Genomic DNA, 12,864 nt, shown 5'->3' with positions numbered 1-12,864 from the left:
AGAGCAAAAATAATGCAAGAGAGTCTACAACTGGTTATCGACTCCGCGCCTTACCTGTTAAAGGGCGCGGTATTTACACTGCAACTCAGTATTGGCGGGATGTTTTTTGGTTTACTGCTGGGCTTTCTGCTGGCGCTGATGCGCATGTCGTCGTTCTTACCTGTGCGCTGGCTGGCGCGTTTTTACATTTCGATTTTTCGCGGTACGCCGCTTATCGCCCAGTTATTTATGATCTACTACGGTCTGCCGCAGTTTGGTATTGAGCTGGATCCTATTCCGTCGGCGATGATTGGTCTGTCACTTAATACGGCGGCCTACGCAGCGGAGACGCTGCGCGCGGCGATTTCGTCCATCGATAAAGGGCAGTGGGAAGCGGCGGCCAGTATAGGCATGACGCCGTGGCAAACACTGCGTCGCGCGATTCTGCCGCAGGCCGCGCGTGTCGCGCTGCCACCGTTGAGCAACAGTTTTATTAGCCTGGTGAAAGATACGTCCCTGGCAGCCACTATCCAGGTGCCGGAACTGTTCCGTCAGGCGCAGTTAATCACCTCCCGTACGCTGGAAGTGTTCACTATGTACCTTGCGGCGTCGCTGATTTACTGGGTAATGGCGACGGTGCTTTCTTCGCTGCAAAACTATTTCGAAAACCAGCTTAATCGTCAGGAGCGTGATCCGAAATGAGTGCTATCGACGTGAAAAACCTGGTGAAAAAATTCCACGGCCAGACGGTGTTGCACGGTATCGATCTTGAGGTGCAACAGGGCGAAGTGGTGGCGATTATTGGCCCGAGCGGCTCCGGTAAAACCACCTTGTTGCGCAGTATTAACCTGCTTGAACAGCCGGAGAACGGCACAATCCGCGTGGGTGATATCACCATTGATACCGCGCGATCGCTGAGCCAGCAGAAAAGTGCTATCCGCCAGTTACGCCAGCATGTCGGGTTTGTCTTTCAGAACTTCAATCTGTTCCCGCACCGGACAGTGCTGGAGAACATTATTGAAGGGCCGGTGATCGTGAAAGGCGAGCCCAAAGACGAGGCGGCCGCGCGGGCGCGCGAACTGCTGGTAAAAGTGGGGCTGAGTGGCAAAGAGAATCGCTACCCGCGGCGCTTGTCGGGCGGGCAGCAGCAGCGTGTGGCGATAGCCCGCGCGCTGGCGATGCGTCCGGATGTGATCCTCTTCGACGAGCCGACGTCCGCGCTCGATCCTGAGCTGGTGGGTGAAGTGCTTAATGCCATTCGCCAGCTGGCGCAGGAAAAACGCACGATGGTGATTGTCACGCATGAGATGAGCTTTGCGCGTGACGTGGCGGACAGGGCAATATTTATGGATCAGGGGCGCATTGTGGAACAAGGACCCGCGAAAGCGCTGTTTGCCAACCCGCAGCAACCGCGTACGCGCCAGTTTCTGGAAAAATTCCTCATGCAGTAATGCCCTCGCGGTTCAGCGCCCATTGCGGCTGAATCGCGTTAATTTCACTTAAGTTAAAGTTCACTGGTTTTATTACGTACAAATTTTGCAGGGATATTTCCCGGCTTTCTGTTGTGCGCCTGAAACGCCAGGCCGTTATTCCCTCCTGAAGATACCGTTAACGTTGGCGTTAAACGCAACTTATTTCCGGCGGTATCGATATTTTATATTTATAATTAAGTTTTATGTGTTAGTTTATTGTATACAAAATAATGATTATTAAAACCAGGGGTATTACCGGTCGGTATGCAGGATACAGAATTCTTTACCTGGCGTCGTGACATGATGTCGCGGTTCCAGGAGATGACAACATCCCAGGATGTTTATTCCGAATTACAGCGGCAGACACAGCTGCTGGAATTTGATTATTTTTCGCTTTGCGTTCGTCACCCGGTGCCTTTTACCCGGCCGAAGTTGAGCGTTGAAACCTCTTATCCACAAGCGTGGATGCAGCATTATCAGGCAGAGAATTACTTTGCTATTGACCCGGTGCTGAAGGCTGAAAACTTCATTCAGGGACATCTTCCCTGGAATGACAAACTCTTTCGCGATGCCACGGTATTGTGGGATGCCGCACGGGATCACGGATTGCGTAAAGGTATTTCGCAGTGCCTGATGTTGCCCAATCATGCGATGGGTTTTTTGTCCGTGTCGCGTACCAGTCTGTTTGGCAAAATGATGTCGGATGATGAAATTGAATTGCGCCTGCAGACGTTGGTGCAGTTAAGCCTGCTGGCATTAACGCGTCTGGAAGATCAGATGGTGCTGGCGCCTGAAATGAAATTCAGTAAGCGTGAACGTGAAATTCTCAAGTGGACGGCGGAAGGTAAAACATCTGCAGAGATCGCGATGATTTTATCCATCTCCGAAAACACCGTTAATTTTCATCAAAAAAATATGCAGAAGAAATTTAACGCGCCGAACAAAACACAGATCGCGTGCTACGCAGCGGCGACAGGGATGATTTAAATATCCCTTATGTTTTGCCCGGCAACGATAGCCAGCTGACAAACTTATTTTGGCAGCCGGTTATTATTTACTGGCGATAGGCTTGTTTAATTTGCTTAACAGTATCGGAAAATACCGTCGCCTGAGCTTCGTCTTCCATTTGTTCGATTTGCTTTTCCATTTTAAGGATAACGCGTCCGGCGTCTGCCTGGCCCATGGCCTGCAGCATCAGCGTAATCATTGATTTCAGGCAGGAGACTTCCAGCGCCAGTTCCTTTGCATTATCAGCAGTGGAAAAATCAGGTGTGCTCAATTTATTTTCCTCGTTACGGTGTCGCGCAGGTGCGCGACGGACACTGTCAAAGCGGCGGAGTATACCATAATGATGGCAAAAGAAAGCAGTGGTTGTTTTTTGATCATTGTTTTCAGTTTATTAAATTAAACCTGACGGTAATTAACGGTACTGCGTTTAATTGTCGAAGAATATATGTTTAAGCAAGGTTTAGAGGCAGTTAATTGTTGTTACATGCAAAGCGTGCTCATAATCATACATGCAAAGACAATTTTCGAGTAACTTTTTGAAAAGCAGGGCTAAAACTTTTTTAGCGCTGCGCTTTAAAAGATCGCGGGACTTTCCACACGCTGTATAACTTAATTTCCAAAAACGCGAACAAAATCGAAAGTTACTGGTTTTTTAACCTTTCACTGTTAGATGAAAAAAAGTTAATATACCTTGAATTAGGCTTTTGTCGCGTTATCCCTATTCCGGAGATACTCCATTGATCAACGTACTACTTGTTGATGACCATGAACTGGTGCGCGCAGGGATACGACGCATTCTTGAAGACATTAAGGGCATAAAAGTTATCGGTGAGGTCAACTGTGGGGAAGATGCCATTAAATGGTGTCGCGCCAATACGGTTGATGTCGTTCTGATGGATATGAACATGCCCGGTATCGGCGGCCTTGAAGCGACGCGGAAAATCGCGCGTGGTAATGCTGATACCAAAGTGATTATGCTTACTGTCCACACTGAAAACCCACTGCCCGCGAAAGTGATGCAGGCAGGAGCAGCAGGCTACCTCAGCAAAGGCGCTGCGCCGCAGGAAATGGTGAACGCTATCCGCTCTGTGCAGTCTGGTCAGCGCTATATCGCTTCCGACATTGCTCAGCAAATGGCGCTTAGCCAAATCGAACCCGAAAAAACGGACTCGCCGTTCGACAGTTTGTCTGAACGTGAATTGCAGATTATGCTGATGATCACCAAAGGCCAGAAGGTCAATGAGATCTCAGAACAGCTACATCTGAGCCCAAAAACGGTGAATAGCTACCGCTATCGTATGTTCAGCAAATTGAACATTCACGGCGACGTCGAACTGACGCACCTCGCTATTCGCCACGGGTTGTGCAATGCGGAGACGTTAATAAGTCAGTGACTGAAGTTTTTGATTCGAAAGCATTTCTCAAAACGGTTACCAGTAAACCCGGCGTCTATCGTATGTATGATGCCGGCGGCACTGTTATCTATGTCGGTAAAGCGAAAGACCTGAAAAAACGGCTTTCCAGCTATTTTCGCAGCAACCTTGCCTCGCGCAAAACGGAAGCGCTGGTTGCACAGATCAAACAGATTGATGTCACCGTTACCCATACGGAAACCGAAGCGCTGTTGCTTGAGCATAACTACATCAAGCTCTACCAGCCTCGGTATAACGTGCTGCTGCGTGACGATAAATCCTACCCGTTTATTTTTCTCAGCGGTGATACGCATCCTCGTCTTTCCATGCATCGCGGTGCGAAGCATGCCAAAGGGGAGTACTTTGGGCCTTTCCCGAACGGTTATGCTGTGCGCGAGACGCTGGCGCTGCTGCAGAAAATTTTCCCTGTTCGCCAGTGTGAGAACAGCGTCTATCGCAACCGCTCACGCCCCTGCCTGCAATACCAGATTGGTCGCTGCCTTGGGCCGTGTGTCGCCGGGTTGGTCAGCGAAGAGGAGTATGCGCAGCAGGTTGACTATGTGCGCCTCTTTCTTGCCGGTAAAGATGATCAGGTACTGACTCAGCTTATCGCGCGTATGGAAAAAGCCAGCCAGGCGCTGGAGTTTGAAGAAGCGGCGCGTATCCGCGACCAGATTCAGGCCGTACGCCGTGTGACCGAAAAACAGTTTGTTTCTAATACTGGCGATGATTTAGACGTTATTGGCGTGGCTTTTGATGCCGGAATGGCCTGCGTGCATGTGCTGTTTATCCGGCAGGGAAAAGTGCTTGGCAGCCGCAGCTATTTCCCGAAAGTGCCAGGCGGGACTGAGCTTGGCGAAGTAGTGGAGACATTTGTTGGCCAGTTCTACTTGCAGGGGAGCCAGATGCGTACCCTGCCGGGTGAAATTTTGCTCGATTTCAATTTGAGCGATAAAACGCTGCTGAGCGACTCGCTTTCCGAACTCGCTGGCAGGCGGGTGAATGTGCAAACCAAACCGCGCGGTGACCGTGCGCGTTACCTTAAACTGGCGCGTACCAACGCCGCTACGGCGCTGACAACCAAACTTTCTCAGCAATCCACGGTTCACCAGCGGCTTGCTGCGCTGGCCAGCGTGCTTAAGCTGCCGGAAGTGAAGCGCATGGAGTGTTTCGACATCAGCCATACGATGGGGGAGCAAACCGTGGCCTCATGCGTCGTATTTGATGCCAATGGGCCGTTGCGTGCGGAGTATCGACGCTACAACATCAGTGGTATCACGCCGGGTGATGACTACGCGGCGATGAATCAGGTGCTGCGTCGCCGCTACGGTAAAGCGATCGAAGAGAGCAAAATCCCCGATGTGATCCTTATCGATGGTGGTAAAGGGCAATTAGGGCAGGCGAAAGCCGTTTTTGCCGAACTGGATGTGGCGTGGGATAAAAATAAACCGTTGCTGTTGGGCGTAGCAAAAGGGGCCGATCGCAAAGCCGGTCTGGAAACGTTGTTCTTTGAGCCGGAAGGTGAGGGCTTTAGCCTGCCGCCGGATTCACCAGCACTGCACGTTATCCAGCATATTCGCGATGAGTCACACGATCACGCCATCAGTGGACACCGCAAAAAACGCGCGAAAGTGAAAAACACCAGTTCACTGGAGACCATTGAAGGTGTCGGACCGAAGCGACGTCAGATGTTGTTAAAATATATGGGCGGTTTACAAGGTTTACTCAATGCAAGTATTGATGAAATCTCAAAAGTGCCGGGGATCTCGCAAGGACTGGCAGAAAAGATCTACTACTCGTTGAAACATTAAGGGCTCTGTAGCACCATAGAGCGAATATTTACGGACAACAGACAGTTAACGCCACTATGCGATTTAATATCCCTACGTTGCTTACCCTATTTCGCGTCATCCTGATCCCGTTTTTCGTGCTGGCGTTTTATCTTCCCTTTCCGTGGGCGCCGTTTGTTTGTGCACTAATTTTCTGTTGTGCTGCGGTAACCGACTGGTTTGACGGTTTTCTGGCGCGTCGCTGGAATCAAAGTACCCGTTTTGGTGCCTTCCTCGATCCTGTTGCTGACAAAGTGCTGGTTGCGATTGCGATGGTGCTGGTCGCAGAACACTACCACAGCTGGTGGGTAACGCTGCCGGCGGCAACGATGATCGCGCGTGAGATCATTATCTCTGCGTTGCGTGAATGGATGGCGGAAATGGGTAAGCGCAGCCGTGTGGCCGTTTCGTGGATTGGTAAAGTCAAAACCACGTCGCAGATGGTCGCGCTGGTATGGCTCCTCTGGCGTCCGAATATCTGGGTTGAATATGCCGGCATTGCGCTGTTTTTCGTTGCCGCAGTATTAACGCTGTGGTCAATGCTGCAATACCTCAATGCTGCGCGTGGCGATCTGCTTGAACCGTGATCGTTTCGTCGCAATTTTCAGCAAACGATCCGGGTTTTGAAAAATATCGTTGACTCAGTGCGTCAGGTAAGTAGAATGCAACGCATCGGAAGGCAGCGTAGCTCGCCAGATGATTGTAAAATCAAGAGATTACAAGAAATCTTGATAATGCGGGAATAGCTCAGTTGGTAGAGCACGACCTTGCCAAGGTCGGGGTCGCGAGTTCGAGTCTCGTTTCCCGCTCCAGTTTAACGCATCGGCTATATTAGCGGGTGTGGGTTGCAAAACCTGTAGTATTCAGGCGCGTTAGCAAAGCGGTTATGTAGCGGATTGCAAATCCGTCTAGTCCGGTTCGACTCCGGAACGCGCCTCCAATTTCCTTCCCGAGCCCGGATGGTGGAATCGGTAGACACAAGGGATTTAAAATCCCTCGGCGTTCGCGCTGTGCGGGTTCAAGTCCCGCTCCGGGTACCATGGGAAAACTAGAATAAAATCAATGATAAGCAGTGTCGTGAAACCGCCCCTAAAGGCGGTTTTTTTATGCCTGTATTTCATGTTCCATAATATCGTTTCGTAATATTTTTACCCGTTCAACGGTGGGAGCGACAGCAACCTTGCGGCCATAATGCGCAGTTTGTACAACTCATCTATGTCCTGAAATTTCCTTTTTTCATTTCGCTTTCCTTACAGAGCGGTGTCATAACTCATGCATTTGCTGACGCGTATAAGCTTACCTGTGCTAGTGCGCTGGCAATCATCTGCCTGGAACGTTGTAGAGAGTGAACAAAATGCTGACCCCTTAACGAAGGGAAGAGCGGTGTGAGCATGTACATTGAACATGCCAGCACTCACACCTGATGGCGGTGATTAACCCACTTCCGGGAGCAACCCGGCGACGATAGAGAACTGAATAACAATAATCGCGACACCGCAGGCAAAAATCAGACACAGCGCCGGTTTGCCGCCGAGTACGCGATAACCGCTTTGCGAATGATGCTTACGGCTTTGCCATGCCAGCATTGAAGGCAACAACAGCGCCAGCACGGAAAGAGCAACGCCGGCATAGCCCAACGCCATTACAAAGCCACGCGGGTAAAACAGCGCAAACGCCAGCGGTGGCAGAAACGTGATAGCGCCTGTCTGTAAACGCCCTGCGACATTGTTGCGGCGCTGGAACAAATCGGCAAGGTAATCAAAGAGACCGAGCGATACACCAAGGAAAGAGGTTGCAAGCGCCAGGTCTGCAAACAGATGTACCGCTAACTCAACGTGTGGTGATGCCACCACTTCGCGTAATGCCTGCAACAGACCATTAAGCCCGGCCTGGCTGGCCAGCAGGCCGGTGAAGGTCTGGGAATCAATACTGCCAAGCGTCGCCAGTTGCCAGAAAATATAGGCTACCAGCGGGATGGCGCTGCCGGTAATAAACACCCCGCGCAGTTTACGAATATTGCCGCCCATATAACTGACGATGCTGGGGACGCTGCCGTGAAAACCAAATGAGGTGAAAATGACCGGTATGGCCGACAGCGCCAGACCTTTTTCCAGCGGCATGGTCAGCAAATTAGCCTTATGAATATGCGGCATCAGCAGCGCCAGCATCACTACCAGGAACAACAGTTTGGCGCTGAACAGAAAACGGTTAAACAGATCGACCAGTGAGGTTCCTGCGCACACAACGCCGCCGGCAACAAAAGTGAACAGTAACACACCAGCCGTGGGCGAAAGCGAAATGTTAAGCCACGCGCTGATGCTTGCGGCCAGCAATTCACCTGCGCCACTGATATATGCCGCCGTCAGCGCATACATCAAAAACATCATGCTAAAGCCTGTCACCCACTGACCATATTTCCCCAGATAACGACGGGCCAGCGATCCAAGTCCGGTATCTGCCGGGACATGCTGATAAACCTCCAGTAGAAGAAGGGCGGTGTAACACATCACGGCCCATAAAGTGAAAAGTAAAACAAAAGTGGTTGCAAAACCTACGCCTGCCGCTGCCAGCGGCATTGCCAGCATTCCCGCGCCGATGGTGGTTCCGGCCACGATAAAAACACTACCCAGTGTTCGATTCTTCACGCTTTCCTCTGTAATAAAACGCACTGCCAGCTCAAGATGCGGCGCAGAGTAAGGCAATTCAGTGATTTCGTCAAACAACCGTTACATGAGCTGTATTCATTTCTTTACGACAACCTTCTTTCGGACACCAGCGAAGAAAAATTGCCAGATTTGCCTACTTCATAAGGAAGACGTTTTTACGCGGCAATCCGGCGTAACCTAAAAAATATTCTTAACCCTCAACATATTGAGGGCGGGCAATGCCGGGTAATAATCCCTTTACAACGCGATGGCCGCGCAGCGGAAACCTGCTTGCTCATGGTCACTGGCAAATTCACTGGTTTGGAGGCCAGAGATAGCATTGCCAGAATCTCGCCAGCAAAAGGATAGGGGGACGAGGGAAATCTGTCCGATCATTGACCCGGCCTTTGCTCAAGGCTTGCCGGAAGATGAGTGGATTATTGACAATGTCGACTGGCTGACCGGGTTGTTTTTTGAAAATGGCGTCCCGCTCGAAACGGCAATTATCGCTACTTTAAACCTACCGTGAATAAGCAGGACTGGCGCTGCACCAGCTGTGCCGGATGCATGTAAACCTGTTTTAGCGCAACATCCACAGTAAATGTTGAGTTTATGATGCATCTTTTTCGGGGAGGAGCTATGACATCCATTCACGGTCATGAAGTGTTGAATATGATGATTGAAACAGGCGAGCGTTATTCAAACGAGAGTCTGACGGCGGCAATTATTCAGCGGTTTGGCGAAACGGCGCGTTTTCATACCTGCTCAGCGGAAGGAATGACGGCGGCTGAACTGGTCGCATTTCTGGAATCACGCGGAAAGTTTATTCCGGTGGAAGAGGGGTTTTCTACTCACGAAAGTAAAATCTGCAGGCATTAATAAAAAAGGCGGTAAAGAATATTCTTTACCGCCGGTAATATTAGTTTTGTGTGTCCAACGTCGCCAGTTCTTTATCGATGAAATAAAGACCCTCGCCGCTTTTACCTGCCAGTGTTAATTTATCAATCACTGATTTAAACAGTTTTTCTTCTTCATGCTGTTCCGCCACATACCATTGCAGGAAATTAAATGTTGGATAATCCTGAGTGGTCATCGCAACATGCGCCAGCTCGTTAATTTTCTGCGTGATCAGTTGTTCATGTTCGTACGTTGCGCGAAACAGAACATCGAGTGAAGCATACTCAGCAACCGGCGATTCAATGGCATTGATACGTGGCAGGCTGCCGGTATCAGTCAGGTAATCAAACAGGCGCTGCATATGCGTCATCTCTTCCTGCGCGTGGCGGCGCAGGAACGCGGCCGCACCCTCAAAACTATGGTAGCTGCACCATGCGCTCATCTGCTGATAGAGCAGGGAAGAAAACAGTTCCAGATTCATTTGTTCATTTAATTTTTCGATCATCTCTGCTTTTAACATGGCGCGGCTCCATAAATATAATTATCAGGCGAAAGGAGCGCTCACTATAATTTGTTATTTAATTATTTGCAAAAGGTAAAATAAAAAATAAATGCATTGAGAAGATAATGAGAATAACACGCATTGCCGGCAATTAATTAAATGAATGAGAATTGTTTTTATTTTTAATAAAAAGATAAGCCAGTAGAATTATACTGGCTTAAGAATTTACCAGGTCGGTTTGGTTTGTGTAAAAGCCACACCACGGCACTGGTACTGAATAGTTACTTTCGTATTCATACAGACCGAGCCGCTAATCAGGCTACAGGTTTGCACCGGCTGACCGTAAGGCACTGCGGTGGCATACCCCATCTGTTGGCACTGTTTATTAGCAGTCCCCTGCGCGGTGTAGGTGTCGTATTTTGCAGTTTGCATCATCGACTGGTTATAGCTCAGGCGTACCAGACCGCTAATGGTATCCACGCTACTGACTTCCGCTTCTTTCGTCATCGTGCATCCCGCGAGCAGGAGCAGCGAGGCGGCTACAACTATTCTCTTCATGAAATCACTCTGTTTCATTTTGGCATGATCTCATCTTATCGCGTTGATTTGCAGGCAATCGACAGAATAACCCGCCGAACAGCCTCTACTAATCGCGACGGCAATGCGCGAAGAGCAAAAACTGTGAGCCTGCTTCTGATTTTTAAAACCATTTTTCATTAAATTTGAAAGTATGTTTGTCAGGTAGTAAGGTTTACCCAACCTTTGCTATCTGAAGCATGTTACAGGAGATCAAAAATGAAAATTGCACTGATGATGGAAAACAGCCAGGCGGCGAAAAACGCCATCATCCTCAAAGAGCTGAAGACGGTTGCCGATGAGAAAGATTTCCCGGTATTTAACGTCGGGATGAGCGATGAGAACGACCACCATCTGACTTATATCCACCTTGGTATTATGGCCAGTATTTTGTTGAATGCCAAAGCAGTGGATTTCGTGGTAACCGGCTGTGGCACTGGCCAGGGCGCGCTGATGTCACTGAATATTCATCCGGGTGTGGTGTGCGGTTACTGTATCGACCCAGCGGATGCTTTCCTGTTCGCACAGATCAACAACGGTAACGCACTGGCACTGCCGTTCGCCAAAGGTTTTGGCTGGGGCGCAGAACTGAACGTGCGCTTTATCTTTGAGAAAGCCTTTACTGGTCGTAAAGGGGAAGGTTACCCGCCGGAGCGCAAAGAACCGCAGGTGCGCAACGCGGGAATTCTGAACCAGGTGAAAGCGGCGGTGGTAAAAGAGAACTATCTCGATACGCTGCGCGCTATCGACCGTGAGCTGGTGAAAACCGCCGTTTCTGGTGAACGTTTCCAGAAATGCTTCTTTGAAAACTGCCAGAATAAAGAGATTGAAGCCTTCGTTCGCGAAGTCCTCGCCTGATAATAAAAAGCCGCAACAGATGTTGCGGCTTTTATCTTTTTCCTTTCCTGCATCAGGCTTTCTGTTTACGTGACACGGCGCTACCCGCATCCTTTGTTAGCCGCAGCGTATCAATCATGCCCACCAGACAAATCAGCGCAATAAACACAAACGCCAGCCGAAAGCTGATCCCCTCAATGGCGGTTATTTGTAACCACGTACTGACATGCTCACCAATGCGAATACCAATCGCCCCCAGTGTAATGCCTAAGCCCACCGCCAATTGTGTCGCCGTGCTGAATAACGTGTTGGCATAACTCATTTGCGGCGACGGTACATCGGCAAATGCCAGCGTACTGACGCCGGTGAACTGCACCGAACGGAACACGCCGCCGAGATAGAGGATCACAAATGTCAGCCACTCCGGAGTATGCGCAGTCAGTAATGCGCAGGCCAGCAGCGCCAGCACATTGAGCGCGCCATTGATTAGCAGTAGCTTTTTGAAACCCAGCCAGCGGATAAGCGGCGTAGTGGCAGGCTTGATGGAAAGATTACCGGCAAACACCCCCAGCACTAACAACCCGGCGTGGAACGGATCCATGCCGAATCCGACCTGAAACAGCAGCGGCAACAGAAACGGCACGGCGCTAATAGAGGCGCGAAACAGTGAACCGCCGTACATGGTTACGCGAAATGTCGGCACTTTCATGGCGTCGAGGCGGATCATCGGCCATTTTGCGCGCTGAAAATGGCGCAGGGTAACAGCAAGTGTTAACGCGCCGAGTGCCAGCAAACCCAACGTTAGCGTACCTTGCGGATGCTCAGAACCTAACGCCTCCATAGCGTACACCAGGCTGACCATCGCCACAGAAGTGGCAATAAAACCCGGCAAGTCGAATGGACGGCGCTCCTCCTCGCGGATATTGGGGATAATGCGTAACGCCAGTGCAATCGCCAGCAGGCCCAGCGGCACATTAATAAAGAAGATCCAGCGCCAGTTGGCATAGTGGGTAATAAAACCACCGAGCGGCGGGCCAATAATGGGCGCGACCAGCGCGGGCCAGGTCAGCGTGGCGATAGCGGTAATGAGCTGGTGTTTCGGCGTGGTGCGCAACACCGCAAGACGGCCGACCGGCACCATTAACGCACCGCCGATGCCTTGTAAAATTCGCATCGAAACAAACATATCAACGCTGGTCGAAAACCCGCAAAGCACCGAGGCGAGGGTAAAGATCGCCAGTGCCAGCGAGAAAACATTGCGCGCACCAAAGCGATCAGCAATCCAGCCACTGGCGGGGATCAGCACTGCAAGTGTGATCAAATAGGCACTGATGCCAATATTGAGCGCGACGGCTTCCACCCCGAAGGTTTTCGCCATATCCGGCAACGCCGTGGCGATCACTGTGCCGTCGATAAACTCCATAAAGAAAGCGCCGGCTACCAGTAGCGCAGCGGGAGAAAGACCTCCTGTCTTTCGCGAAAGGGTGCTTTCACTCATTGTTGGGATGCCATTTGCAAAAATAATTGAAGATGCTAAAAATTTTTTTAGCGTGCTAACCGCAGGATTTATAATTGAATTTTTAACAAAGTTACTGCACTTTTGATTTTTGAAACGTGATTTCCATCACATTGAACTTGCTTTTTGTGATGCAGGTCATATTATATGCGCATTGAGACGTAACACCTGCATAACACATCGCCGGAGTA

13 protein-coding genes, 3 tRNA genes and 1 pseudogene are annotated in these 12,864 nt (G+C 50.2%); 12 read left to right on the top strand and 5 right to left on the bottom strand.

Translation table 11 applies throughout. The annotated features are described in order from the left end of the window. Positions 1–12: 12 nt before the first annotated feature. From tcyL to sdiA, 3 genes are all read left to right on the top strand, one after another. Positions 13–681 carry a cystine ABC transporter permease gene (tcyL, locus tag DFO56_RS11835; protein ID WP_020454172.1) on the top strand — a complete coding sequence of 223 codons (669 nt, stop codon included), beginning with the start codon at positions 13–15 and terminating at the stop codon, positions 679–681. Continuing rightward, positions 678–1,430 carry an L-cystine ABC transporter ATP-binding protein TcyN gene (tcyN, locus tag DFO56_RS11830; RefSeq protein WP_020454171.1) on the top strand — a complete coding sequence of 251 codons (753 nt, stop codon included), beginning with the start codon at positions 678–680 and terminating at the stop codon, positions 1,428–1,430. The genes tcyL and tcyN overlap by 4 nt, the downstream gene beginning before the upstream one ends. Positions 1,431–1,715: 285 nt before the next feature. Further along, positions 1,716–2,438 (top strand): transcriptional regulator SdiA, encoded by a 723-nt coding sequence (gene sdiA / locus DFO56_RS11825; RefSeq protein ID WP_020454170.1) that lies wholly within the window; start codon positions 1,716–1,718, stop codon positions 2,436–2,438. 67 nt (positions 2,439–2,505) lie between these two features. Here sdiA and DFO56_RS11820 read toward each other — a convergent pair whose 3' ends face one another. Beyond that, positions 2,506–2,730, bottom strand: coding sequence for a DUF2594 family protein (locus DFO56_RS11820; RefSeq protein ID WP_045511254.1), 225 nt, complete (start codon positions 2,728–2,730; stop codon positions 2,506–2,508). A gap of 466 nt (positions 2,731–3,196) precedes the next feature. Here DFO56_RS11820 and uvrY point away from each other — a divergent pair, with 466 nt between their 5' ends. The 6 genes from uvrY to DFO56_RS11790 all read left to right on the top strand — a co-directional run bounded on the left by uvrY (position 3,197) and on the right by DFO56_RS11790 (position 6,740). Continuing rightward, complete coding sequence (uvrY, locus tag DFO56_RS11815) at positions 3,197–3,853, top strand: UvrY/SirA/GacA family response regulator transcription factor (protein ID WP_020454168.1); 657 nt, start codon at positions 3,197–3,199, stop codon at positions 3,851–3,853. Then, a complete protein-coding gene (gene uvrC / locus DFO56_RS11810) occupies positions 3,850–5,682 on the top strand; it encodes an excinuclease ABC subunit UvrC (protein ID WP_020454167.1) in 1,833 nt (610 codons plus the stop codon). The genes uvrY and uvrC overlap by 4 nt, the downstream gene beginning before the upstream one ends. Before the next feature lie 56 nt (positions 5,683–5,738). Beyond that, positions 5,739–6,287 (top strand): CDP-diacylglycerol--glycerol-3-phosphate 3-phosphatidyltransferase, encoded by a 549-nt coding sequence (gene pgsA / locus DFO56_RS11805; RefSeq protein WP_017458337.1) that lies wholly within the window; start codon positions 5,739–5,741, stop codon positions 6,285–6,287. A 149-nt stretch (positions 6,288–6,436) separates the two neighbouring features. After that, a tRNA-Gly gene (locus tag DFO56_RS11800) sits at positions 6,437–6,512 on the top strand. Between the two features lie 54 nt (positions 6,513–6,566). Then, positions 6,567–6,640: transfer RNA gene (locus tag DFO56_RS11795), tRNA-Cys, on the top strand. 13 nt (positions 6,641–6,653) lie between these two features. Then, a tRNA-Leu gene (locus tag DFO56_RS11790) sits at positions 6,654–6,740 on the top strand. Positions 6,741–7,133: 393 nt separating this feature from the next. Here DFO56_RS11790 and tyrP read toward each other — a convergent pair. Next, positions 7,134–8,345: a tyrosine transporter TyrP gene (gene tyrP, locus DFO56_RS11785; protein ID WP_045511397.1), complete on the bottom strand. Its 1,212-nt coding sequence runs from the start codon at positions 8,343–8,345 to the stop codon at positions 7,134–7,136. A 239-nt stretch (positions 8,346–8,584) separates the two neighbouring features. Between tyrP and DFO56_RS11780 the strand changes: the two are divergent. After that, a pseudogene (locus DFO56_RS11780) lies at positions 8,585–8,918 on the top strand (hypothetical protein). 66 nt (positions 8,919–8,984) lie between these two features. Continuing rightward, on the top strand, positions 8,985–9,224 hold the full coding sequence (locus DFO56_RS11775; protein WP_045511257.1) for a YecH family metal-binding protein: 240 nt from the start codon (positions 8,985–8,987) through the stop codon (positions 9,222–9,224). A gap of 40 nt (positions 9,225–9,264) precedes the next feature. On the opposite strand, the gene ftnA is transcribed toward DFO56_RS11775, so the two are convergent. After that, a complete protein-coding gene (gene ftnA / locus DFO56_RS11770) occupies positions 9,265–9,762 on the bottom strand; it encodes a non-heme ferritin (RefSeq protein WP_020454164.1) in 498 nt (165 codons plus the stop codon). A 207-nt stretch (positions 9,763–9,969) separates the two neighbouring features. Next, on the bottom strand, positions 9,970–10,302 hold the full coding sequence (gene yecR / locus DFO56_RS11765; protein WP_044489679.1) for a YecR family lipoprotein: 333 nt from the start codon (positions 10,300–10,302) through the stop codon (positions 9,970–9,972). A 237-nt stretch (positions 10,303–10,539) separates the two neighbouring features. Here yecR and DFO56_RS11760 point away from each other — a divergent pair, with 237 nt between their 5' ends. Next, positions 10,540–11,178 carry an RpiB/LacA/LacB family sugar-phosphate isomerase gene (locus tag DFO56_RS11760; RefSeq protein ID WP_017458331.1) on the top strand — a complete coding sequence of 213 codons (639 nt, stop codon included), beginning with the start codon at positions 10,540–10,542 and terminating at the stop codon, positions 11,176–11,178. 52 nt (positions 11,179–11,230) lie between these two features. Here DFO56_RS11760 and DFO56_RS11755 read toward each other — a convergent pair whose 3' ends face one another. Next, positions 11,231–12,655: an MFS transporter gene (locus DFO56_RS11755; protein ID WP_045511261.1), complete on the bottom strand. Its 1,425-nt coding sequence runs from the start codon at positions 12,653–12,655 to the stop codon at positions 11,231–11,233. Positions 12,656–12,864: the final 209 nt, after the last annotated feature.

Origin of the sequence: Kosakonia sp. AG348 (genome assembly GCF_003337365.1) — a bacterium.
Classification (GTDB): Bacteria; Pseudomonadota; Gammaproteobacteria; order Enterobacterales; family Enterobacteriaceae; genus Kosakonia.
This window is presented reverse-complemented; position numbering and strand designations above follow the sequence as displayed.